The sequence below is a fragment of the Pelagibacterium sp. H642 genome, assembly GCF_031202855.1.
Lineage (GTDB): Bacteria > Pseudomonadota > Alphaproteobacteria > Rhizobiales > Devosiaceae > Pelagibacterium.
The window spans coordinates 220055-243354 of sequence record NZ_CP101830.1; the positions used below are offsets into that span (position 1 = coordinate 220055).

General features: G+C 58.5%; 22 protein-coding genes. 11 read left to right on the top strand and 11 right to left on the bottom strand.

The annotated features are described in order from the left end of the window. The first annotated feature begins 38 nt into the window (after positions 1-38). On the top strand, positions 39-1253 hold the full coding sequence (locus tag NO934_RS19225; protein WP_309164393.1) for an MFS transporter: 1215 nt from the start codon (positions 39-41) through the stop codon (positions 1251-1253). A gap of 113 nt (positions 1254-1366) precedes the next feature. Here NO934_RS19225 and NO934_RS19230 read toward each other — a convergent pair whose 3' ends face one another. Beyond that, entirely contained in the window at positions 1367-1972 is a 606-nt protein-coding gene (locus tag NO934_RS19230; protein WP_309164331.1) for a TetR/AcrR family transcriptional regulator, read from the bottom strand. Positions 1973-2071: 99 nt separating this feature from the next. On the opposite strand from NO934_RS19230, the gene NO934_RS19235 reads away from it, so the two are divergent. Further along, a complete protein-coding gene (locus NO934_RS19235) occupies positions 2072-3286 on the top strand; it encodes an MFS transporter (RefSeq protein ID WP_309164332.1) in 1215 nt (404 codons plus the stop codon). 373 nt (positions 3287-3659) lie between these two features. Here NO934_RS19235 and NO934_RS19240 read toward each other — a convergent pair whose 3' ends face one another. Continuing rightward, the gene (locus NO934_RS19240; RefSeq protein WP_309164334.1) at positions 3660-4721 is read right to left on the bottom strand and encodes an HWE histidine kinase domain-containing protein; all 1062 of its coding nucleotides are present in this window, start codon (positions 4719-4721) and stop codon (positions 3660-3662) included. Between the two features lie 170 nt (positions 4722-4891). Beyond that, complete coding sequence (locus NO934_RS19245; protein WP_309164335.1) at positions 4892-5686, bottom strand: DUF2243 domain-containing protein; 795 nt, start codon at positions 5684-5686, stop codon at positions 4892-4894. 819 nt (positions 5687-6505) lie between these two features. Here NO934_RS19245 and NO934_RS20710 point away from each other — a divergent pair. Continuing rightward, on the top strand, positions 6506-7138 hold the full coding sequence (locus NO934_RS20710; protein WP_375143323.1) for a PilZ domain-containing protein: 633 nt from the start codon (positions 6506-6508) through the stop codon (positions 7136-7138). On the opposite strand, the gene NO934_RS19250 is transcribed toward NO934_RS20710, so the two are convergent. Next, a complete protein-coding gene (locus tag NO934_RS19250) occupies positions 7135-8103 on the bottom strand; it encodes an HD-GYP domain-containing protein (RefSeq protein WP_309164337.1) in 969 nt (322 codons plus the stop codon). The two genes, NO934_RS20710 and NO934_RS19250, sit on opposite strands and share 4 nt — an antisense overlap. Before the next feature lie 657 nt (positions 8104-8760). Here NO934_RS19250 and NO934_RS19255 point away from each other — a divergent pair. The 4 genes from NO934_RS19255 (at position 8761) to uvsE (ending at position 13158) form a co-directional block, all read left to right on the top strand. Further along, on the top strand, positions 8761-9972 hold the full coding sequence (locus NO934_RS19255; RefSeq protein ID WP_309164339.1) for a diguanylate cyclase: 1212 nt from the start codon (positions 8761-8763) through the stop codon (positions 9970-9972). Positions 9973-10868: 896 nt separating this feature from the next. Further along, entirely contained in the window at positions 10869-11081 is a 213-nt protein-coding gene (locus tag NO934_RS19260; protein WP_309164341.1) for a DUF2945 domain-containing protein, read from the top strand. A gap of 56 nt (positions 11082-11137) precedes the next feature. Then, positions 11138-12124, top strand: a complete 987-nt coding sequence (locus NO934_RS19265) for a phosphoesterase (RefSeq protein WP_309164343.1) — start codon at positions 11138-11140, stop codon at positions 12122-12124. Next, positions 12121-13158 carry a UV DNA damage repair endonuclease UvsE gene (gene uvsE, locus NO934_RS19270; protein ID WP_309164344.1) on the top strand — a complete coding sequence of 346 codons (1038 nt, stop codon included), beginning with the start codon at positions 12121-12123 and terminating at the stop codon, positions 13156-13158. The genes NO934_RS19265 and uvsE overlap by 4 nt, the downstream gene beginning before the upstream one ends. A gap of 118 nt (positions 13159-13276) precedes the next feature. On the opposite strand, the gene NO934_RS19275 is transcribed toward uvsE, so the two are convergent. From NO934_RS19275 to NO934_RS19290, 4 genes are all read right to left on the bottom strand, one after another. Next, complete coding sequence (locus NO934_RS19275) at positions 13277-13837, bottom strand: lipocalin family protein (RefSeq protein WP_309164346.1); 561 nt, start codon at positions 13835-13837, stop codon at positions 13277-13279. A 69-nt stretch (positions 13838-13906) separates the two neighbouring features. After that, complete coding sequence (locus NO934_RS19280) at positions 13907-14371, bottom strand: SRPBCC family protein (RefSeq protein ID WP_309164348.1); 465 nt, start codon at positions 14369-14371, stop codon at positions 13907-13909. Further along, the gene (locus NO934_RS19285) at positions 14368-14706 is read right to left on the bottom strand and encodes a metalloregulator ArsR/SmtB family transcription factor (protein WP_309164349.1); all 339 of its coding nucleotides are present in this window, start codon (positions 14704-14706) and stop codon (positions 14368-14370) included. Before NO934_RS19285 ends, NO934_RS19280 begins: the two co-directional genes overlap by 4 nt. Positions 14707-14738: 32 nt before the next feature. Then, positions 14739-15389 (bottom strand): dihydrofolate reductase family protein, encoded by a 651-nt coding sequence (locus NO934_RS19290; protein WP_309164350.1) that lies wholly within the window; start codon positions 15387-15389, stop codon positions 14739-14741. Positions 15390-15570: 181 nt separating this feature from the next. Here NO934_RS19290 and NO934_RS19295 point away from each other — a divergent pair, with 181 nt between their 5' ends. The 4 genes from NO934_RS19295 (at position 15571) to NO934_RS19310 (ending at position 17615) form a co-directional block, all read left to right on the top strand. Continuing rightward, positions 15571-16257, top strand: coding sequence for a glutathione S-transferase family protein (locus tag NO934_RS19295; RefSeq protein ID WP_309164351.1), 687 nt, complete (start codon positions 15571-15573; stop codon positions 16255-16257). After that, the gene (locus tag NO934_RS19300; protein ID WP_309164352.1) at positions 16254-16592 is read left to right on the top strand and encodes a metalloregulator ArsR/SmtB family transcription factor; all 339 of its coding nucleotides are present in this window, start codon (positions 16254-16256) and stop codon (positions 16590-16592) included. Before NO934_RS19295 ends, NO934_RS19300 begins: the two co-directional genes overlap by 4 nt. Next, positions 16592-17068: an SRPBCC domain-containing protein gene (locus NO934_RS19305; RefSeq protein ID WP_309164353.1), complete on the top strand. Its 477-nt coding sequence runs from the start codon at positions 16592-16594 to the stop codon at positions 17066-17068. The genes NO934_RS19300 and NO934_RS19305 overlap by 1 nt, the downstream gene beginning before the upstream one ends. Positions 17069-17201: 133 nt before the next feature. Continuing rightward, complete coding sequence (locus NO934_RS19310; RefSeq protein ID WP_309164355.1) at positions 17202-17615, top strand: MAPEG family protein; 414 nt, start codon at positions 17202-17204, stop codon at positions 17613-17615. A gap of 181 nt (positions 17616-17796) precedes the next feature. Here the strand turns inward: NO934_RS19310 and NO934_RS19315 are convergent, their stop codons facing one another. The 3 genes from NO934_RS19315 to NO934_RS19325 are packed head-to-tail and all read right to left on the bottom strand — an operon-like array spanning position 17797 to position 23265. Then, positions 17797-21069, bottom strand: coding sequence for an error-prone DNA polymerase (locus tag NO934_RS19315; RefSeq protein WP_309164357.1), 3273 nt, complete (start codon positions 21067-21069; stop codon positions 17797-17799). Continuing rightward, the gene (locus tag NO934_RS19320; RefSeq protein ID WP_309164359.1) at positions 21066-22589 is read right to left on the bottom strand and encodes a DNA polymerase Y family protein; all 1524 of its coding nucleotides are present in this window, start codon (positions 22587-22589) and stop codon (positions 21066-21068) included. The genes NO934_RS19315 and NO934_RS19320 overlap by 4 nt, the downstream gene beginning before the upstream one ends. Beyond that, entirely contained in the window at positions 22504-23265 is a 762-nt protein-coding gene (locus NO934_RS19325) for an ImuA family protein (protein WP_309164361.1), read from the bottom strand. The genes NO934_RS19320 and NO934_RS19325 overlap by 86 nt, the downstream gene beginning before the upstream one ends. Positions 23266-23300: the final 35 nt, after the last annotated feature.

Consider the following 23300-nt stretch of genomic DNA (forward strand, 5'->3'; position numbering starts at 1 on the left):
CCGCTTTTTTACTGGAGATTCCCATCCGCTCCGCCTCTGTGTCATCGAGCGCCCGATCGCCGACGTTCCTAAGATTGTGGATCGGGAGTACCGCATCAGGACTCGCCACCTGGGCCTTGCCCTTCGTCTTGGGGCTGGCGGTGCTGGATGGCACGCTCTCGCCAGTTGATCTGGGCATCGCCCTGGCCGCCAGGACGATCGGCTTCCTGCTGGCTGTGCCAGTCAGTGGCGTGTTCGCCGATCGATCCGGACGCCGGCGCGTGGTGCTCTATGCGAGCCTGGCGGCTGGTATCGGCATCCCGATCATCATTGTCGGCATCGCTTTGGACAGCACAAGTGCCCTGCTAACGGTCAGTTTGGGGGCGATGATCGCGGGAATCGGACAAGGCGCCTGTCGTCCTGCCTATCAGGCTCTGGTGCCGCTCATCGTTGTTGGCAAAGACTTGCAGGCAGCCAACGCCGCGATGAGTATTTCCGTTCGCGTCACCAATCTGGCGGGCCCGGCCGCCGCGACGGCTTTGGCTCTAGCTGCCGGCATTCCTGTGGCACTTTGCGCGATAGTGGCGCTTTGGCTGATGAGCGCAATCCTTCCGCCTTGGCCGAATGAAGGCTATTTCGAATCTTCGAAGGGCATGCCCGAACTATCTCTCGCGGCGTTTCTCTCCGAGCTGGCGGAGGGCATTGAGGAGGCTCGGCGCCACCCCTGGTTTTTGGCAGGCCTGGGTGCGCTGGCCGCTGTTATCGCAGCTGGTTACTCGGTGACCGGCGTACTTTTGCCGATCATCAGTCGTGACGCCTATGGCGGCGCCGCTTTGCTGGCGGGATCGGCTACAGCCTATACGTTGGGAGCGCTTTTTGGCGCGATCATTGTCGCGCGCTGGAGGCCGACGAACCAAGGATGGTGTGCGCTGGCGGCACTCGGACTATATTCTCTCGTGCCTTTGAGCCTACTCACCCAAATGCACATTGCGGTCCCGATGCTGGCATTTATCTTGGCGGGCATAGGGATCGAGCTTTTCAACGTACCTTGGTTTACCGCGATACATCGTGAAATTGTGCCCGACAAGCTTGCGCGGGTCTCGTCTCTGGACTTCCTTGTCTCGTATGGACTAGCTCCCGCCGGGCTTGCTTTGATTGCCCCTGCCACCATTGCATTCGGAAACAGCGCCGTTCTGTTAATTTCCGGGGCAATCTGCCTGATTGCACCAGCTGTTGCTTGTCTGGTCCCGTCCTGCAGAACCTTTCGACGATAGCCAACATGGCTTTCAGTCTGCCTGCTATAGGGCCTCTGAAATCGGTCGGCAGCCTGCGAGACATTTCACGCTGTTCCTGACGTATGCGGCCCATCTGGCACACTGGTGATAAATCATTCGCCTGTATCAACGGGGCCGAGGGCATTCATTGCCGGTTCGAGCAGCGCCATCAACTGCTTGCGAGTGGCTCCATCGCGTGCCTGGAACGATATCGCCTGCATGATCCCGTTGTAGAAGTCAGCCAGGTGATCAACGTCCGTATCACGCGAAAGATCCCCCTCATGCACTCCGCGTTCAAGACGTTCGCGCAACATCGCCACTGTCTTTTGGCGGGCCGCACGAAGATGAGCCCGTGCACCCTCGTTTTCCGACAGGCAGTTGATGAGACCAAGGATAAGAAAGCAACCGCCGGATTTTGATGAAAGCGCGACATTGATACTTTCTTCCAGTGCGTCACGAATTCCTTGTCTCGCCGTTGCGGCTTCTTGCAGCACGCGTCTGGGTCCCGCGGCCACCGTCGCCAGGTACAGATCGACTGCTTCATGGAAAGCCGCTTCCTTGGAGCCGAAGGCCGCATAGAAACTGGGCGGTGTGATGCCGATCGCGCTCACCAGATCATTGAGCTGCGCGCCTTCATATCCTTTTGCCCAGAAGACCTCCATCACGCGGGCGAGCGCGTCATCGCGATCAAAGCTGCGGGGTCGACCTCTGGTGCTCATGAGCATCCTTTCTATAGTCAACGTTATATAATTCGCTTGACCCGCCCAGACAAGGCCGCTAGCTCTTCTGTAGTCACAATTATAGAAATGGAATGTGCCATGGCCAGCGCCGAACCGCTCGAAGGTTCCCCTTCACCCAGGGGCGATAGTGATACCCGCTCCTCACGGATGCCCCTGGCCATCTATCTCCTCGGTGCGGCTGTTTTCGCCGTCACGACGTCGGAGTTCATGGTCGCCGGTATCATGCCGTCGCTTTCGTCGGCTTTGGGCGTCTCCGTGGGCGAGATCGGCTATCTGATTTCGTACTTTGCGCTCGCCATGACGATCGGGGGCCCATTGGCGACCGCCCTCCTCATGGCTCTCAGCGTCCCGAACAAGGCAGCGTTTCTCTGGCTGCTTGGTCTTTTCGTCATCGGCAGCATCATAACCGCTATCGCGCCCAGCTATGGCGTCATGGCGCTTGGGCGCATCATTCAAGGCATATGCAGCGGTGGATGCTTCGGGATCGCGCTAACAATCTGCGCCAGCCTTGTGGCGCCCAACCTTCGTGGGCGAGCGGTCTCTGTCGTGCTTGCCGGACTGATGCTCTCACCGGTCGTCGGCGTACCCGCCACAGCGATGATTGACCAAACCTTCGGATGGCGAGCGAGCTTTTGGAGTATCGTTGTCCTGGCGGCGCTCTCGATTGCAGTTGTTGCTATCGGAGTTCCTGCGTCCAAGCAGGATGTATCCGCCGACCTTCGAACCAGTCTCAAAGCTCTCAGAAACGGGCGGCTTTGGGCAGCCTATCTGACCAGTGCCCTTATCATCGGTGCGACGTTTGCCGCCTTCAGCTATTTCTCGCCCATTTTCATTCAAGTTGCGGGTTTGTCCGAAGGCGCCATTCCGATATTGCTCGCGATCTATGGGGTCGCCAACGTTGCGGGCAACCTCGTTGTTGGCCGCTTCGCCGACCGCTTCACGATTCCCATCTTGATCGGCGGGTTGACGATCCTTGCTTTCGCCCTAGCCATCTTCGCCCTTTTCGCCACCATTCCCGCGATCGCGATCACCGCCTTTATTACGATCGGCCTCTTCGGTGTGACGATGAACCCGGCCATGGCGGCGCGTGTGATGCGTGCTGCTCACCCCGACCCGATGGTCAATGCGATCCATTCCTCGGTCATCACGACCGGGCTCGCAGTCGGCACCTGGGCAGGAGGGTGGGGCATCGATGCCGGATATGGGCTCACAGCTCCGCTCTGGGTCGGATTGGCGTTGGCGTTCCTCGGGCTCGTGAGCCTGGCTCCTACAAGAGCAAGACGGCTAGCGTGAGCCAGACGCCGTTCAGCGATGAACATCGAGCCGATCGGCCTGCACCGCTGGTGACCGGATGCGTTCTCGCCACCTCCAGGAGCCGTGCCGCCTATTGCAACCCCGATGAAGCTCCGACACTCCCCGACCCCATGCTCATTATCCAGTTGCTCATCTTTAGGCCAACCGCCCTCGATCGTGATCTCACGCGCGGCAGGATCCCAATGGTCCTTCCGGCTGTCCCTTCTCCTCCCAAATCCGTTGCGCGCTTGCGAACCCTCTGCTCTCGGTCCGTCATCATAATCCTCCTCTTCCGTTGCGACGGTACCGCTTCACAGTATGGACGATCGTTGGTTGAATTGTTCGCGGACGTTCGCCAGAGCCAATGCGTTCGTTAATCCGTCAAGGTGATCAAGGGGGTCCGCAACTCGTATCTCACACCTTCGGGTAAGTGGTGCAGGATCGCTTCACCGCGCAGGTTCCAGGCAACATAATCCTCGATCAGTTGTGATCCGAAGCCTTTTTGAGACGGCGGCTTTACGGGCGGCCCTTCCTGTTCCTGCCAAAGAAGTTCAAATCTCTCTTTATCAATTTTCCAGCGTATTTCGACGCGCCCTCGGTCATTTGACAGGCAGCCGTATTTTATGGCGTTGGTGAAAAGCTCGTTGAGCGCAAGAGAGAGTGTTAGTGCCGGACGGCTCGCCAGGAGGACTTCTGGGCCTGAGATGGATATCCGTGCTTGATCAGTTACGCGCGGCGCGAGAACGGCATCAATCAACTGCGATATCGTCGCCTCGGGGTGTCGATCCGAGGCAAGAAGGGTGTGGGCATTGCCGAGGGCCTGAAGGCGGTCCAAAAACGTATCTCTTTGCGCCTCAATTTCAGTTGTGCCTGCTAATGATTGCCGTGCTAACGCCCTCACCAAAGCCACAAGGTTCCGCATCCGATGAGCGAGTTCAGAATTGGTAACCTCCAATTGGCGTTGGGCAAAAACGGTTCCGGTCGTTTCGATGACGGTATCCATTATGCCGACGACCCGTCCCGTCTCATTTCGGATAGGACTGTAGCAGAAGGTAAAGAAGGCTTGTTCATCAAAGCCGTTTCGGTTGATCCGCAGCGGAAAGTTCTCGATGAACGTGGGGTGTCCGGCGAATGCCTTTTCGGCTATTGGTCCGATTTCAGGCCAAGCCTCAGACCAGACTTCAGCAAAGGAGCGACCGATCGCCTCCGGCTTTGAACCCAAGATCGGCTTGAAGGCATCATTGTGTAGCGTTACCAGTTCATTCCCCCACGCGATTGCTTTGGGAAAACTGGAACTAAGCATAAGTCCAACGGCAATCCTAAGCGCCGGCGTCCACGCCTCTATGGGTCCGAGTTCGGTGCGAACCCAATCGGTCGCGGCTATAATCTCTGCTGAACGTCCACCGCCTTGCAGAAAGAAGAAATCGTGCTTCATCTGCCCCTCCTTGCAAATAAATTCCTAGCATGTAGAGGAGCGCTTGGCAGTAGCCATGCGTCAGTAGAGCCATCAAAGCTGATTTAATGATTTTTGCAGGGCCATAGCCCAGGTCTGGTGGACCGGGTGCCTCACGTTCCTAAGGGAACTGAAACAGACAAGATGTTGCGCTACGCTCTCGTCCAGCTAAAGCATCCAAGCGGCAACAGGGAATTGCTCACCAGCATCGCACCATAGCGATAAAGTTCTGACGGATTCCCCCCAGAGGTCATATCGATAGCCCATATCTGCCCCGACGCATCCGAGCCGATCATTCTACCGTCTACCGCCGTAATGGCAGCGAAAGCCTGTTGCTCGCTGATATCGGGCCGGAAAAGCACCACCACTTGCGTTTGATCAGAAGGCGGGAGAGCGGCAAGCGGCCCGGCGATCGCGGTAGCTAGGAGGAGGGTCAGTGGCGAACTCATCACACGACTTCTGCCGCTTGGTCCGCCTCGGCGCATCATCCAGCCAATCGCTACGGGGACGATTCCGAACACGGCGAACCAGAGCAAATCCCAAAACAGCGGGTTATCGACGTCCATGCGGATGCGGTGAATGCCCAAGATCCAGTGAGATAGAACGCTGTCGAGGATGTGCCAGACCCCAAAGCCGAGCAGTGCATTAGCGAATAGGCGCCAATCGGCGCCAGATGCCGGAAACTCTTTTCGCGCCCGCCAGAGCAGCCAAAGGCCTATGCCCGCGATGATGTACATCAGGAGGTGGAAGATACCGTCCCAGAGAATGAGGACGCGAATATCCTGCCGCGCCTGCTCTACGCCGCTCAACAGATGATGCCACTGCAATATCTGGTGGAGGAGGATGCCATCAAAAAAGCCCCCCATGCCCACGCCGAGCGCGAAGCCGGCCCCCTCAAATCGGCCTGAGAAGCGGCCTTCTTTGGTAGTCATTGGCGGGTCGGTCATCGCTTCGCCTCCGATTCCTCGATAGCCAACATTTCAGGACCACCAACGTTCCCCTTGAGGAGAGTGCCCATAACTGAGACTAAGTTGGAGTGGACTGCGGACTGGCAGGTTTGGAGTACCAACGCCGAAAGACCAGCGGCAAGACGTGCCCTCCCGAAACCGTCGTTTCGAAGATCAACGCCGACTTCAAACGTCCGTCGTGCCCCGCCGATCCAAGAATAGACGTGGCAGCCGGCGAACGGCTCGCACCACGGAGCCAGCAGGCGAGTGAAACGGCCAATGCCGCCCCCCTCAAGGGCGGCCGCCACCAGCAGGTCGCCGTTGTTGAACACCGGGCCGCGGCCTGGCATGAGCGTCACCGCATCGCCGTGCGCTCGAACGCCCAAGGTGAGAGGTCGCCATGTGCGTCTCGTTAAGAGACACTACGATGCTCCGAGAGGTCGGCGGGCATCGTCGGCGCGGGATGGTCGCGCAGATAGCTCGCAGCGGCCACCGCCGCGACGCGAAGCGAGGCGGGGCCCGATCGGCGGCGCGATCATATCGTTCTCCAACCGCTCGCTAGCCGGATGCCCGCCTGTACCGGCCTGCCACGATGTCGATCATCCCGAAGTCGACGCACACCTCCACCTCATGCCGGATAACGGCGCATGAAGAAGCAAGCATCGGCCACAGCAATATGTCCGCGGCAACTCGCCCGTCTGATGCTCCGGCGGTCCGTGCAAGGTGTTCGAGCAGTTTCGAAGATGGCTTATTAACTGGTAATTAGAAGATCCTGCCATCAAATACTCATGCATTTTACGTATGCTGGGGGGGTTCTTGATGTCTACCGTTCGATTTTCATCTCGGGACGCACCGAAGCCGACCCCCCGTGTCTTCATCAATTTTCATGCACGCTACACGGTTATAAACTCCGCAACCTACGGCCACTCTCCAGTCATCCGTAGTTGTCTGACAAGATCAATTTCAACCACCAGAGTTGTGCTGGAAGACCTCGACGCGCCTGTAGTTGGAACTAACATTCATCTCACTATTGCTACGCTCGGCGCCTTTTCTGCGCGCGTCAGCGAGAACCTGAGAACCGGGTTTGCCGCGGACGTTGAAGGCACGCCCACAGAAATAGTCAAACTGGGGCTTAGGCTAAGCTGGTTGAAACGCCTCCAGAACCGCGAAACAAGGAATCGGCGCATTCATCAGCGCTTCGCGTTGCCGCCACTTGCAGTCGAGTTGAGGAGGGAGGATGGCAGTTTAGTGCCTGCGACACTGATAGATTTGTCATGCTCGGGAGCCGGAGTCCGCGTTCCATCTCGTCTGCCTATCGGCACGCTTGTCGCGGTCAACGGGATATCTGGACACGTTGTCCGCTGCTTTGATGGAGGGGTGGGGATACGCTTTGGTGATTTGTACTCGCTCATTGACCTCAAACAGCGGCTGGTCGCCCAAAGCGAACGCTAGACAGCAGCAATTTCCCTGGATTGGCGCGGAAAGGTCAAGCTCACGAACCGTGAGAACTCGCGAAAAAGATCTTGATCGATTTTGCCATGCATGGCGCGCATAATTTCCAGAGCCACGTCCGGATCGCGTGGCGGCTTGTATGGACGTCGTTCGAGAAGCGCGCTGAAGATGTCGCACAAGGTGATAATGCGAGCAAAATCGGTCACCTCGTCACCACATAGCCCATCGGGATATCCTGACCCATCAAGATACTCATGATGATGCAAAATCGCGTCCAGCACCCGGCTGTCGCCAAAGCCCTGTCGCCGAAGGCAGTTCCATCCGGTGCGGGGGTGAGATTCGATGATAGCCCTCTCCTCATCATTCAACTTGCCAGGCTTGTTGAGAATTGAAAGAGGGACTTTAGCCTTCCCGATGTCATGCAATATGGCCGCACAAGTCAAATCGAGTACATCGCGCGACGGAAGTCCAAGATGCAACGCATAGCCAGCAACAACGCCCGCCACCATGACACAATGTTGGGATGTCAGCTCATCTATCTCCCAAGCTTGGTCGAGCCAACCTGATATTCCTACGTCATTGACGGCGTCGACTAGAAACGAAGCACTCCGCAGGATTTGCGGATGAGAGATTGGCTTATTGAGAGCGAGAGCGCTGAAGGCATTGTCTAAAGTCGCCACAGTCAACTTTAGGGCGGCTGTGACGGCAGCGGCTACTAGTTGACCAAGTTGCGCCGGTAGTTCAGCAGGCGCGCGATGGCGGGTGATGAGAACGCGTGCACCAAAGGCCCAGGCTTGCACGTTTTCCAGTGCGGACCGACCACTGACGAGAAAAATCGACTGCAGTTCGTGCTCTACGGCGTCCATCTTCATGCGCGCCGTTTCGCAGGATCTCGATCTAGACAGGTCGAGATCCCACACCACCACGCACCCTCCAAGCGTGCCGGCTCGAATATCATCGAGCATGACAACGTCCAACACGCAGCGCGGCCCGAGTGATCGGAGAAGCTCAGCGGTCCTTTCGTAATCGTCTGTGATCAAATACACCGTCACCCTCCGTTTGCTGGAACTATGCAGCGCATGTGATTTCTGACCGCTTAACATGGACGCTACACCGAGAGGGTGAAAATCGGGAAGATCGCGATGTTCAACGCGACGCCAATCCAGCGGTCGACCGCCTAGTAGAGCAGTCGATCGCTCGAACAAGTGTGTAAGCGACGTTGCATTACCGCGATCTGCACGTCCTTGAGAGCAACGTGGGCAACATTGGGGTCGAGCCAAACATCGCAATCCATGTCGCGGCTGGCGAATAGCATGCTCTTGGACCAGTCACTGACCAGTTACAGGACTTTGATCGCAGCGCGGCGCGATCGGGTTGCCGTTGTCGATCGCCAGCATAAATAGGAGCGGTTTGAGACAGAAATGCTGCGAGCAGCAACAATCGGGATTTGCTCGGCGCCATCGTGATTCTTCTGAGAAGATACCCCAGCTGGCTTTGCGCAGCATCTGACCACGTTCAGCATGGAGATTCAGTCGAATTAAGCTTGTGGAAGTCACGTTTCTAAAGGCCATGTATAGGGTTAGATGCCTAGATGAGCTGGGGAATGAAGGAACCTGTTGGCCATGGAGCTCGATATTGTCACGCTTTTCGTCGCCGACATTTGCGTGCTCGTTATCTCGGCAATCGCTTATACGGGCATTTTCTTGCGGCACCGCGATGACCACTATTGGCTCCTCTGGATTGGTGCCAACCTGGTTCTTGCATCTGGCTTGGTCGTTTACGTTTTCTGGCCGGACGTCCCACCGCATCTAGCGATGATTGGGGACGCGCTTCTGATAATGGGATTCGCCCTACGCCTGGCGGCTGTGCGGTCGTTTGGCGGTCGTCGGACCCGTATAGTCTCATCCCTTGCGACGCTTCTAGCCATTGGCACCATCGTCGCTGCTGCGAGCACATACAGCGTCGGCTTTACGCTGGTGAATATCACTCTGACCGTTCAATCACTGCTCATTGCCTATGAATTCTGGCGCGATCGGCATGATCGATTGAGTTCGCGTTACGGATTGGTTGCGGCCTACATTCTAATGGCAACGTCCTTCGCCACCCGCGCTGGTCAAGGGCTTTTCCTCCCCGAACAGATTATTACCTATATTCCTTATGATCCTGTGCTGGAGTTTCATTTGCTGATCGCTCTGATCCATGTCACTGCCGGCAGCATGCTGGTGCTTTCCCTGGCATCGGAACGTTCAGCTCAAAGCCTAGAGGCAGCCGCTAATCGCGATCCGTTGACGGGCCTGTTCAACCGCCGCGCATTCGAAGCCCAGTTGCGCAAGTGCGTGTCGCAAGATGCGGTCTCGATTATCCTTGTGGATATCGACCGATTCAAAGCCATCAACGATCGTTATGGTCATGCTGCGGGCGACGCAGTGCTCAGAAAGGTATCAGTGGTGTTTTCGCACGTCGTGGGAACACACGGTCATATTGCGCGAGTTGGCGGTGAGGAATTCGCCGTAGTCCTGGCAGCAGTTCGAAATCATGAAACATTGATCATTGCCGAGCGTCTAAGGCAGGCAATTGAGGCGGAGGCAGTGCCTTTCGGGCCGCACACGATCCGAGTGACCGCCAGCCTTGGCATCGCTCACATGCCCCAAGCTGGTGGCGACCCAATGGAGCTTTTTAAGGTCGCAGATCGGGCTCTTTATCGGGCCAAGGCCAGTGGCCGCAACGCATGTATCCTGGACGGTAGCGGGTCTTTGAGTACCACGATTGAAAAAAGGAACTGGCGATCCCAACAGGTCAACAGGCGGGCCAGTGTACCGCTTCATCTTCTTTAGCTCATGGGATCGCACGCGGCATCACGGCTCTACCACTCGGGCCGCAGATGGTGTTTTACCGGCTCGTTGGTGCCTGCCCATAGTGGACCATTCGAAACTGGTGCTGATCCGGAGCAGAAGCAAACACTCCTTGAGTGGTCACGCTATAGCGCGATGATGGTTGCGTGGCGACGGCGAACGCGATGACGACCTGGCGCGGGGTGTCCTTTTCATGGGATGACTTAAGCCTCATGACAGAGACAACTGTGCTGCCGACGGATAGCAGATTCTCGACATGGAGCCGGCGTCCTCCCGACCGGCTCATAACCGCTTCACCAGCTAGAAGTGGTCGTCTTTGGATGGCCGGCTAACGTGCGGCGAACATCTCACATGGGGTCGCTCTCAGTCGCTTGCAGGCATCGGGTGGGATTCCCCCAGTTTGCAACGCGCCCACCTTGCCTAACGGATCAAAGTTCTTACGCGGCCGGCTGAGCAGGTTCGTGAGTCGGCGCGGTGACGACAACCTGCATGCCGGGCTAGTTCTCGTTGTAGTCGATCGTGCCGTTGAGGCGCTGGATCAGCGCGGTCAGCATCCGAGTGCTGAAGCCTGTTCCCTCGGTCTTGCCCGAGTGGCCGTTGCCACGATCCGCTACGACCAGTTGATGGCGTTGCGATGTTGCTCGACCAACACCTGCACCGGTCCGGCTCTCGCCATAGGCATACTTCTGACGTTGATGACGAGCTCGTTAAGAATGAGGCCAGGGCTGACAGCACGGTCCGTGCTAGCATTATTTGGGGCGGAGGTGCGGCAGGAGCGAAGCGCTTCTGGCCATTTGATGGGATGGTCTCAGGTTAACCACCGGAACGAGAGGGGATAGCCGAGGTTGATCTCCATTGAATTACAACGGGAGCCGATCATGGCCAAAAGCTTCGAGAAGGGCGACAAGGTCGTATGGGACACCAGCCAGGGCGAGACACACGGTAACGTGGTCAGGAAGCAGACCTCCGAAACCCAAATTAAATCTCACAGAGTTGCTGCGTCCAAGGATGACCCGCAATACATCGTGCAAAGCGACAAATCGGGCAAGAAAGCAGCGCACAAACCGGGCGAACTGAGGAAGAAGCCCTGAACGGGAAAGAAAGAAGCGAGGCTTTCCGCTGCGCTGTAGAAGGCTTCAGGCGCGGTTTGCCAATCTTCGTTCTTACCCACAACGACGCCGACGGCCTTTCCGCCGCAGCGTTGCTTAAACGGGCTTTCCGGCGCGCCGGCAAAGTGACACGGGTCCGCATTCTGCGGAGAGGCGAAAACCCCTGGAGCAATGCGGTGCGGGAAGAAGTCATGCAATCGGCCAATGCTGGTCTTTTGGTGACCGATCTTGGCGTCCGCGCTGAACCGATCAACGCGGAGACGTGCACAGTGTTCATCGATCATCACGTCCCGCAAGGTGTCCCAACGGGCGCGACTGTTATTTCCGGCTACGGCGAACAGCCCACTCCGACATCGAGTCTGCTGGCTTGGCAATGTGCTGGCGCGCTGGCCGATGTCGATGACCTTTTGTGGCTCGCGGCGTTGGGTATCATCGGCGACCTGGGCAGCAAGGCGAGCTTCGACGAACTGGCGACAGCGAAGCGGCGCTATAGTGCAACGGCTTTGCAGCAGGCCACAGCGCTGATCAACGCGTCGCGGCGGGCGAGCGCCGGCGATGCGCGCCCGGCTTTCGATCTACTCACAAAAGCTGGCTCTCCGCGCGACGTCATCTCAGGCAATCACCCGGAAACAGCGATCCTCCGTAGCGCCCAACTGGAGGTGAATGCGGCGCTGCAGACAGCGAAGCGAGTTGCGCCGAAGATCAGGAACGGGGTAGCGCTGATCTTGTTCGATTCACCGTGCCAGGTTCACCCTCTTATCGCCCAGACGTGGCGCGTACGCCTCAAGGGCAACATTGTGATCGCCGCCAACAGCGGATATCGTCAAGGTTGGGTGCATTTTAGCGCCCGCAGCGCGACGGGGACAAACCTTGTGGATTTCCTGCGCGAGAGAGCGCCAGAGGGAGCCGACGAAAATTACGGAAGTGGGCATGAACAGGCGACTGGGGGCGCATTGCGCCCGGATGCATGGAACGAGTTCGTCGGAAAGCTAGGTTTCGGCCCGGAAGTGAGGGTTGTGTCATGAGCGAAGGCGCCATGAGACTCGGATTTCCGGTAAAGGTCCTATCGCAGCCGGGTGTAAAATCCAACGACACGAGACGATGGGCCAATAGCCCGCATCTGAAAGTCTCCCTTGAATATCTTGACGTGATCTTCGACTTTCTCGCGAAGCACCGCATCCGAATGTACCGGATGTCATCGGACCTGGCGCCCTATGCGACCCATCCCGATATGCCGCAATTTCACGGAATGGTTCAGGAAAGCAAACCCGAACTGGCCCTAATTGGCGCGAAGGCGCGGAGCCTCGATATCCGCCTCTCCTTCCACCCATCGCAATACATCATTCTAAACAGCGGCGATGCCAATCTCGTAGACAAGAGCATTTGCGACCTGGTGTCACAGGCTGAAATCCTCGATTTGATGGAGATGGGTCCGGAATGCGTCCTGGTCATCCACGTGGGCGGAACGTATGAGGATCGGACGACAAGTTGCAGGCGCTGGATCGAGACTTGGGAGAGAAAGCTCCCCGAACCGGTGAAGCGGCGCCTTGTTCTCGAACACGACGATATGCGCTTTAGCGCGAGCGATACACTCTGGATCAACGAGAATACAGGTGTTCCTCTCGTCTTCGATCACCAGCATTTTTGGTGCCTTAATCCGGATAATTTAGACATGCGGGAGACACTAACTCGTATGCTTGCAACATGGCCATCTGGCATGCGGCCGAAAGTACATTTTTCCTCGCCGCGAACCGAATTGCGGGAGGTTCGGCGCAAGGATCCGAAGACACGTAAAGTCACTACCGCCAATATTGCACCCGTCTGGACCGGCCACGCGGATTTCTGCCATCCGTTCGAGTTCATCTCTTTCATGCGCATGACCGAGGGCCTTGAGTTCGACGTCATGCTCGAGGCCAAGGCAAAGGATCTTGCGCTGATCCGACTACGCCTCGATCTGATCAAATACGCTCCTGACGTAGCTGTGCGTTTTGGCCTGATAGCAACCGATGAGCAATGGGCGGTGGAGCAAACGGACAAGGTGCTCGAAGCAGGCGGCTGAATCAATACGCATCCTTGTCCGGGACGCTCGCACTACAGTTAGTTCCATGAAGCGCAAAGCCTGCTAGCTTTAGAAGCGTTGCGACAGTTCAGAGAATCCTATCCTTTCTTGTGGCCAACTACTCCGCCAGTGGGTCGTAGGTTTGAGGCGGCTGCGCAGTATTGGATAGCTCGCTCAGATCCACTCCGGCCTCACTCAAAGACGCTTCGGCTTTCTGGCGGTCCTCCTCGGCCAATTCAGGTTCCCGGGCCAAGATCCATCCGGTATCCCCGTCTGGAGAATAGACGGCAGCCCACGGATATTGTCCGCCTTCCTCATCACCAACCGCTGCCACGACGTAATTTATGCCCGGTGTTTTGGTGTCATCGCCGAACTCAACCGAGAAGGTATTGAAGTTGCCATCAACAACCTCGGCCTCGCCAATGATCCCTTGTTCATCGACAGAAGCACGGTCGCACCTGTTGATGACCTCCATGGTGGCGTCGTCGATTAGATTGTAAGCAGCAGTTACGCCGCCCTCGCAGTCTTGCTGATATGGCGTGGGTGTGCGGGCGATCTCGTACCAAACCCCAGTGTAGGACTGCGGATTGATTTCCAGAGCTGTAGTAGTGCCAGCTTCTTGCGCGATCGCCGGGGCGACCAGGAGCATGGTAACGCCCAACGCTATCGGTAAGCGCATATCGTTTCTCCTTTTCATGTTCAAGATGAACAACAGCGGAGAGCGAGGGTTCCAATACCTTGGTTGCGATTAAGTTTTAGTTTCGGCGAGTTTCGCCAGTTGATCCACGACGGTGCCCCAGCCATCGTGAAAGCCGAGTTCTTCATGTTTTTCGCGATCCGCACGACTTTTGTGCAGAGCCTGTGCGCGGTAGTGCGTGCCATCTGGGTGGTCAGCAAGGGTGATAATTGCCGTCACAAAGCCATTTGCGGCGGGTCGCCAGCCACCGGTCAGCGCATTTGTGTAGACGATGCGTTCCTTGGGAAGGACGTCGAGAAAGCAGGCAGACAGGTGCGGCACGAATGGCCCATTATCCTCACGCATCTCGGTGACGAACGCTCCACCTGGTTGGACCTCCAGGCTGACGACGCGGCAGGTGATGGGATGTGGTATCCACCATTGAGCCAGTCGTTCGGGGTCCACCCATGCATTCCAGACGCGGTCTCGCGGCGCCTTGATAATTCGCGATACTTCGAGATCCAGTTCAGCGGTCACGGATCGTTGCCCTCCTCTTTCTGTTCCAGCATTACAAACGCCTCCAGCCGATCGGCCTGCGCTTCCCAAATTCTCCGCTGCTCCACAAGCCATCGCTCGGCATTGGAGAGACCTGGCCCGTCGATCAAGCAGGTGCGGGTCCGCCCGGCCTTTCTCGTCCGGATCATCCCGCTGTTTTCAAGAAGCCGGATGTGCTTCATGAACGATGGAAGTCCCATGTCGAAGGGTCTTGCGAGTTCGCTGACACTGGCCGGCCCTTGCCCGAGCCGGGCAATGACGGCACGGCGGGTCGGATCGGCGAGCGCCAGAAAGATCACGCTGAGATCGTCGGGCATTTGCGGGGAGGCTGATACTATCATCGTGTTCTTCAAACCTCTGCAGCGCTGGAAACTGACAGATTGGTCTGCCCACGGACATATGTTCCAGCCGCTCCATCGCCGGTGTTCTCAAGACGACACATAATGAGACCCGAAGGCGTCCTCTCCTCGGAAAGCAGGTTGAAACCTGATGGTGCTTGCGTGTCGCCAAACAGTTTTCGTCCCTGGCCCACAATCACCGGAGCGATCGCGATACGCAGTTCGTCAACGAGATTTGCAGCTAGGAGGGACCGGCCCAATCGGCCGCTGCCGTGCACCTGCAGTTCGCCGCTTCCATCCTGTTTGAGTGCGGCGACTGCGGCTTCAACGTCATGGTTCAAGACCGTTGCTGGACCCCAGCTTGTATCGACAGGAGAGGAGGCCGCCACATACTTGGGAAGCGTGTTGAGCCGAGCGGCGTTGCGATCGGCTGGATCGGTTATGGTGGGCCAGACAGCGGCAAATTCCTCATAGGTCCGTCGTCCGAACAGAAATCCGGTCGCAGTCGCTGCCCATGCCTCCACCGTTTCCTCCAGAGCCGCATCAACAAAGGGCACAAACCAACCGCCGCGCTCAAAGCCGCCGGACCGATCCTCATCCGGAGACCCCGGACCCTGATAGACACCGTCGAGAGATAAAAAGTTCAGAACGACAACGCGCACTTTAGCCTCCACGCATAATAGTTTTCCTTCAGGCCAACTATCACGAGCTGATACTTCGCTCAAGAGCAAAGTGATAACCTCGTCGCGTTAGTCGCAAGGTTTCCTGGAATGGAAACTTTCATTGAACTCGCATGCGTTATGGTTTAACCGTTTCCTTGTCTGGAAACTAATGGATGCAACAATGGCCCTCACGCTCTACCTCCACCCGCTCGCTTCCTTCTGCCATAAGGTTCTGATCAGCCTTTATGAGAACGGCACCGTTTTCGAGCCCAGCCTCGTCGACTTCTCCAACCCCGGATCCGCTGCCGCGCATATCGAACGCTGGCCGGTGGGCAAGATCCCCGTATTGCATGACAGCATCGACAACCGCGTTGTCGCCGAAACCAGCATCATCATCGAATATCTCCAGCTGCACTATGCCGGTCCGGTTCAACTGATACCGACCGAGACGGAACAAGAGCTCGATGTTCGCCTTTGGGATCGCTTCTTCGATCTCTATGTCAGCGTGCCCATGCAAAAGATCGTCGGCGATCGTATTCGGCCCGAAGGCGCCGCCGATCCCCACGGCGTTGCGGAAGCGCACGCGACGCTAGAGACGGCCTACGACATGATCGAGGCAAGAATGGCGGGCCGCAGCTGGATTGTAGGGGAGACGTTCACCATGGCGGATTGTTCAGCGCTACCAGCCTTGTTCTTTGGGTCCATCGTGCATCCGCTTGGCGATGGCAGACCACAATCGCGAGATTATTTCGAGCGCCTGCTGGCGCGGCCATCGGTGCAACGCGTGCTTGCTGAAGCACAGCCCTACTTCAAGTTCTTTCCTTATCGAGACGCAATGCCGTCCCGCTTTTTGGAACCTGTGGCATGACTGAAACAGAAAGCATCGACCGCTATTTCCAGGCCATGGCTGACCCCTACCGGCGCGGGTTTGTCGAGCGCCTCTCCAAGGGGCCGGCTTCGGTGAAGGAGTTGGCAGCCCCTGCCAACGTTCAATTGCCGGCGGTACTCAAGCACCTTCGGGTGCTCGAAGACGGGGGCATTGTCGTCAGCGAGAAAGTCGGGCGCGTGCGCACCTATCGCATGCGGCCCGATGCCTTTGATGTAACGACCAACTGGATAGAGCAGCGCCAGCGCGACATGAATGCTGCTTTCGACAGATTGGCGACCGCAATGGTCGAAGTGCCCGAGGAGAAGGATCACTGATGGGTATCAATGTCGACCATCGCAGCTTCGTCATTGAACGTGAGCTGCCAGGTAGCCCGGCCCATGCTTTTCGCTTCTGGTCCGACCATCAGCTCAAGCGGCGCTGGAACAGCTGCCATCCGGATTGGATCGTCATCGAGGATCGGTTCGACTTCCGCATCGATGGGCATGAGAGCATGATCTGGCGCATGCCGGATGGAACCGAACAGGCGATGCTGGCTCACTTCCTCGAAGTTCACCCCCGCCAACGCATCGTCTATGCCTACACGATGCGGACCAATGGCAATCCGATTTCATCCTCGCTCGTGACCGTCGAGTTCGAAGGCCAGGATGAAAAAACCACGATGACCTTCACCGAACAAGCTGTCTTCGCAAGCGTGAAGGACGGAGACATACGGGAGGCCGGCACGGGCATCGGCTTCGCCCGTCTCCAGGAAGCGATGATGGATTTTGTGGAGGACACGAGCCGCTTTTGAGAAACCATCGGTTAGTGTGCAGCGGCTTCCCGGACTTGCCGCCTAACCGTCTGAATGCTGTTGGAATAACGGGACGCCTCGACCGCCCTTCCCCTTCGCTATTTGATTTCCTGATCAGCAAAGTTGAGCCACCATGGAAGCTTACACTCTTAGCCTAATTGGACTGCTTGTACTCAGTCTCTTGTCCGTTTGTTTGGCTATTTACTCCGGAGCCTCAAAAGGGCGGGCCGGCGTGCTGTCTGGGCCAGTTATTCCGGCCAACGACGACAATCTTCTCTATCGCATTGATCGCGTCCACATGAACTCGGTGGAGGCGCTGGTACCGTTCGTGGTACCCGCCATCTTGGCGATATTGGTAGGGGTTGAGCCGATGATGCTGGCCGCGCTGGTGTGGGGGCAAATCGCAATACGGCTGCTTCACCTAACCGTCTACCTGCGCGGCGGCAAAGCGGCCAAGGGAGGGAATCTCAGAACCATCCTCTATGTTTCTGGTGCACTCGTCACGCTGTCTCTTGTGGTGGTGACCGGCTGGACCATCCTTTTGTGAGTGGTCGGCCTGAGCTTCAAAAGATTGTCGGCTCCTCGCGGGACCCCGCGCAATGTGTCCCGGTTATTGGGCAGAAACCGGCTGCTTTGGGATCGGCGGCGTCAAGATGAACAACCGCAAAGGGAGCCGTTTACCGAAGGGCCGCATTCTCAAATACTTATTCAGGTCTCAAAAATTGACTTCACCGAAAATCCCGCGCCTTGACCTTAAGCGAATCGATATGCAGATCGGGAATGTAGATATCGCGAGCGCGCAATTCCTTGGGCGGCAGACCGCGTGGATCTGGCGTCGGCGCCCCATGATGGAATTCATCGCCTCGCCCATGCGGGGTCGGGAACAGACCGTTGCGTTCGCCCACACTGGCCAGTTCGTCCGAGAGGTCGAAAATCTGATGGGCGATCAAATGGACCACCTCGCCCTCGCGCTGAATCCGACCCTTCACCGAAATCATCCCCGAAGTGAGGATGATGCGCCGGTGCTGTTCGAAGACCTTCTTCCAGATGACGAGATTGGCGATACCGGTTTCGTCCTCAAGGGTGATGAACATAACGCCTTTGGCGCTGCCGGGTCGCTGGCGCACGAGAACAATGCCGGCAGCCTCGAGCCAACGGCCATCCTGCGCCGCCATGGCGCTGGCGCAGGTAACCACGCTACGTCGGGACAAATCCTGGCGCAGAAAGCTTGCCGGATGGCTGCGGAGTGAAAGACCGACATGGCGATAGTCCGCGACGACCTCGCTGCCGTCGCGCATGGGCCGCAAGGTAACCGCAGGTTCGGACACCTCGGAAACCGTCTGCCCCTCGCTTGCTGATGCCGCAGCAAACAAGGGAAGCTCTTCATCGCGTAAACCCTTTATGGCCCAAATGGCTTCACGGCGTGCCAGACCGAAGCCCTCCCGGAACGCGTCCGCCTCGGCGATCTGGGTGAGAGCGGCGATCGGCACCCCTGCCCTTCGCCAAAGATCGTCGACGGAAGCGAAGGGTTGATCGGCCCGCGCGGCGACAATGGCAGCAGCGTGGATGTTGGATAGCCCCTTGACCATGCGTAGTCCTAGGCGCACGGCAAACCGCTCCTCCTCATCCGGCGCTTCCAGCGTGCAATCCCATCTCGAAGTGTTCACGCAGATCGGCAGAACCCTGATGCCGTGCTCTTGGGCATCGCGCACAATCTGGGCGGGAGCATAGAACCCCATCGGTTGTGAGTTGAGCAACGCGGCACAGAACACGTCCGGGTGCCAGCATTTGAGCCAGGCACTGGCATAGGCGATGAGGGCAAAGGAAGCAGCATGGCTTTCGGGAAAGCCATACGATCCAAACCCCTCGAGCTGCTTGAAGGTTTGTTCGGCAAATTCTCGCTCGTATCCATTGGCGATCATGCCATCGATCAGCTTGTCGCGGAATTTGCTGACCCCGCCGGTGAACTTGAACGTGGCCATCGATTTGCGCAGCATATCCGCTTCCCCCGGGGTGAAGCCCGCGCATTCAATGGCGACCCGCATGGCCTGCTCCTGGAACAGCGGTACGCCCAACGTCTTGCCCAAGACCTTTTCCAGATCAGGCCTCGGGTAATGCACAGGCTCGAGCCCCTCGCGGCGGCGCAGGTAAGGATGGACCATATCGCCCTGGATCGGGCCGGGTCGGACAATCGCCACCTGGACGACAAGATCGTAATAGGTGCGCGGCTTTAAGCGGGGCAACATGCTCATCTGGGCACGGGACTCGATCTGGAAGGTGCCCAGCGTATCGGCCTTGCGGATCATGGCGTAGGTCCGCGGATCCTCGGCCGGGATGGTCGCGAGGTCGAGCGCAACCCCTTTGTGATCGGCCAAGAGATCGAGGCCCTTCTTCATGCAGGTGAGCATGCCCAATGCCAGGACGTCGACCTTCATGAACTTGAGCGAATCAATATCGTCCTTGTCCCACTCGATCACCTGCCGATCATCCATGGCCGCCGGCTCAATGGGCACGAGATCATCGAGCCGGTCATGGGTCAGAACGAAGCCGCCGGGATGCTGGGACAGATGCCGCGGTGCACCCATAAGTTGACGGGCGAGATCGAGCGTTAGTCGCAACCGCCGGTCAGCGAGGTTGAGATTGAGGTCTTTAACATGGGTCGTCTCTACGCCCTCCTCCGACCACGACCAGATCTGACCCGAGATAGTCTTGATAAGATCTTCGGTCAGCCCCAGCGCCTTGCCAACATCGCGCAGTGCCCCCTTGGTTCGATATCGTGTCACGGTTGAGCACAGCGCTGCGCGATCCCGCCCATAGGCCTCGTAGACCCACTGAATCACCATCTCGCGCCGCTCATGCTCGAAATCGACATCGATATCGGGCGGCTCATGGCGCTCTTCGGAGACGAACCGCTCGAACAACAGATCGTTGCGGCCCGGATCGATCGAGGTGATACCGAGCACGAAACACACTGCTGAATTCGCCGCCGAGCCCCGCCCCTGACACAAGATATTTTGGGATCGCGCATAGCGGACGATGTTGTTGACCGTCAGGAAATACGGCGCGTAGTTGAGCTTGGCGATAAGGGTCAACTCATGGCGGAGTGTTGCCACCACCTCGTCGGGCACCCCTTCCGGATAGCGGTTGGCCGCGCCTTCCCAAGTCAGCCTTTCTAGCGTTTGCTGCGGGGTGAGTGATGGATCGTCCCGTTCTTCGGGATATTGGTATGCAAGCTCGCCCAGATCGAAGCGGCAGCGCTCGGTGATCTCCAGCGTTCGGTCCAATGCTTCAGGGTAGCGGCTAAACAGCCGGTGCATTTCTTCGGGCGGCTTGAGGTAGCGGTCGGCGTGGCGTTCCCGCCGCAAACCTAACGCGTCAATGGTAACGTTGTGACGGATTGCGGTCACCACATCCTGAAGGATGCGCCGACCCGGCTCGTGATAGAGCACGTCATTGGTGACCACAGTCGGCACGCCCATATATCGGGCAAGCTCAGAGAGCTCGTGAAGCCGCAACTGATCATTGGGCCGGCGCCTGAGGGCCAGTCCGAGATAAGCACGGTCCCCGAAAGCATCGCGCAGGCGCCGCAGCCGAAACCCGCATTCTTCATCGGCGAGGTCGGGCGCCAAAATGGCGATGAGGCCCTCACCATAGTCGGCCAGGTCCTCCCACTGCAGCTGGCACTTGCCCTTGCCTGCCCGGCGCTTGCCCAGGGACAGCAGGCGGCACAGGCGTGAATAGGCAGGCCGGTCGGTGGGATAGACCAAGACCGACATGCCGCAGACCAGATCGAGCCGGCAGCCGACGACCAGCCGCACGCCTGTGGCCTTTGCAGCTTCATAGGCGCGCACGATCCCGGAAAGGGAATTGCGGTCCACGACCCCCAACGTTTCGATGCCCAGGAGCGCGGCCGTGGCAAATAGCTCTTCGGCCGAGGATGCCCCCCGCAGAAACGAAAAATGGGTGGTCACCTGAAGTTCGGCGTATCGTGGTCCGCTCATCCGAAGATTCCGTGCATGAACCATTTGTGCGAGCCGGTTTCGGGATTCTCCCCGTCACCGGCGCGATAAACCCAAAAACGCTCACCGGCGTCGTCCTCAATCCGGAAGTAGTCCCGCACGGCAACAAGCTCGGCGTCGGCTCGCCACCACTCACCGAACACCCGCTCAGGTCCATCAGCCCGGCGCACGCGACGACGCACCCCGCGCCATGTGATCGAAACCGGTGGATGATCGGGCAGAAGGGCGATTGTCTCGATGGGTTCAGGCCGCGGCAGCAGGCGCGAGGGACGTGGCCAATGGCCCGGCCAGCCCTCACCGAGATCGGGAGACAGCGCCGCGACACGCGCAACCGAGCGTTCCGGAACATCGCTGGCCACTGGTGCAAACCGGTAAATGGCGCGTTCACCCACCCGGTTCGATAGGGTATCGATCAGGTCGGAAATGTCGGGCTCGGCCTCTTCGATCAGCAAGGAGGACGACTGCCGCTCACCCATCGGTTCGGCAATCGTTGCGGTCAAGGACATCACCTCGATGCCAAAGCCCGGGGCGATGGTCTCGATTTTGTCGCAGAGCAGCCGTGTCAGACGCCTGATGTCGCGGGCTGGCGTCGCGGTCCCTACGCGCACCGCTTCGATCCGGTTGTCAACGCAGTGACACAAAAGGTCGAGACGGCGAGCGCCCAGTCCACGAAGTTCGAGTTCTGTGCATAGCGACACCACCAGCTTGCTGATATATCGAGAAATGGTTTCGGCCGCCCCGATCGGTTCGGCGAAGGAACGGCGCACCTCGATAAGGTCGGCCGGACGCAGGGGTTCAATGGGTTCGCCCCGTTCTCCCAGCGCCTGAGCAATCCGACGCCCCAACTCCGGGCCAAACCTTAGAACAAGCGGCGCCCGGGGCTGAGAAAGCACATCTCCGACGGTGGCAAATCCAAGCTTGCGTAAGTCCTGGGACAAGTTGGTCGGCAGACGAAGCGCTTCAAGCGGCAATGGCAGCAAGACCTCTGTCCCGTGCCCTTCTGGCGCGACAAATGAGGGGTTGGCAGAAAAGCGTGCCAGTGCATGCGCCGCCCCGCGCGTATCGGCAATCGCGGCACGGGCCGAAATGCCCGACATGATCAGGCGCCCGAGCAACGTGTCGAGCAGCGCCGCTTCCCCGCCATGGAGGTGATCGGCCCCTGTGGAATCGATGATGAGGCCATCAGGGGCATCAACGGCGACGAACGGGCTCACACGCTGCAATGCCCAAAGCGCCAGCCGCTCAAGGCTTTCGACGTCGGCCTGCGGATCGGCGTATTCCACGTGTAAATCAGGCACCAGGATCTTGGCCTTGGTCAAAACCATACCGACCCCAAGACCGGCCGCGCGCGCGGCAGCGTCCGCCGCCACAAGTACATGACGGTTCTTTTCCCTGGCGGCGACCACCAAGGGTGCGTCAGCCGGCGGCGCTGCGTCGCCACCCGTCCGCCGCAGCCGGTCTGTCGGCCAGGTGGGAAGGTAGACCGAGATGACCCGAGCCATCACACGCCTCCACTTCAATATCGAGACTTTCGCCCGCCCGGGCGCGGATCAGCTCTACCAGCCAGCGCGGGCGCCCGACGCCCGGGACGGGCAATGGTCGCGACGGCAAAGCTGATACTCGCCAGCGGGTCACAGCCGCAGTCGGCTGCCCGAAATCGGAGGCATCGGTCTGCCGACGCCAGCGTCGGAGCGCAATGCCGATCGTTCCCGTACCTTCGGCAGCCAATTGTAGGCGCCGCGAGGCTGTCATCGACAACCGCGAAACTTCGCCCACGACCGCGCCCATACCGCCATGACGTAGGCCCTCTTCCATGCAGGCGAGAAGGGTTTTTTCGTCGCCCGTCTCGACATAGATCACCCGGTCGGGGGCGAGCCCGGCCTGCTCGAGGGCGGGTGCGAAGAGATCCTGCCGCGTAACGCACCAAAGCACCCGCCCTTTGGTCCTGGCCCCGATCCCTGCTGTAAAGTGGGCGGCAGCGGCTCCGTCGACAGCACCGTTGCCGCCCCCGGCGACCTCATGTAAGGCTCCCAGCGCCAGGCCACCACCCGGCAGCCGCTGGTCTATGGCGGCCAAGGCAAATGGCAACGTTTCCCGCGGGCGTACCGCAGCACCTTCCAGGTGCGCGATGCGCTCCCGAAGCTCGGCAATGGCGACGCTATCGGCATGGTGGGCCATTTGGTTGCTGGACTGTCTGGTGAATATATGTTCTC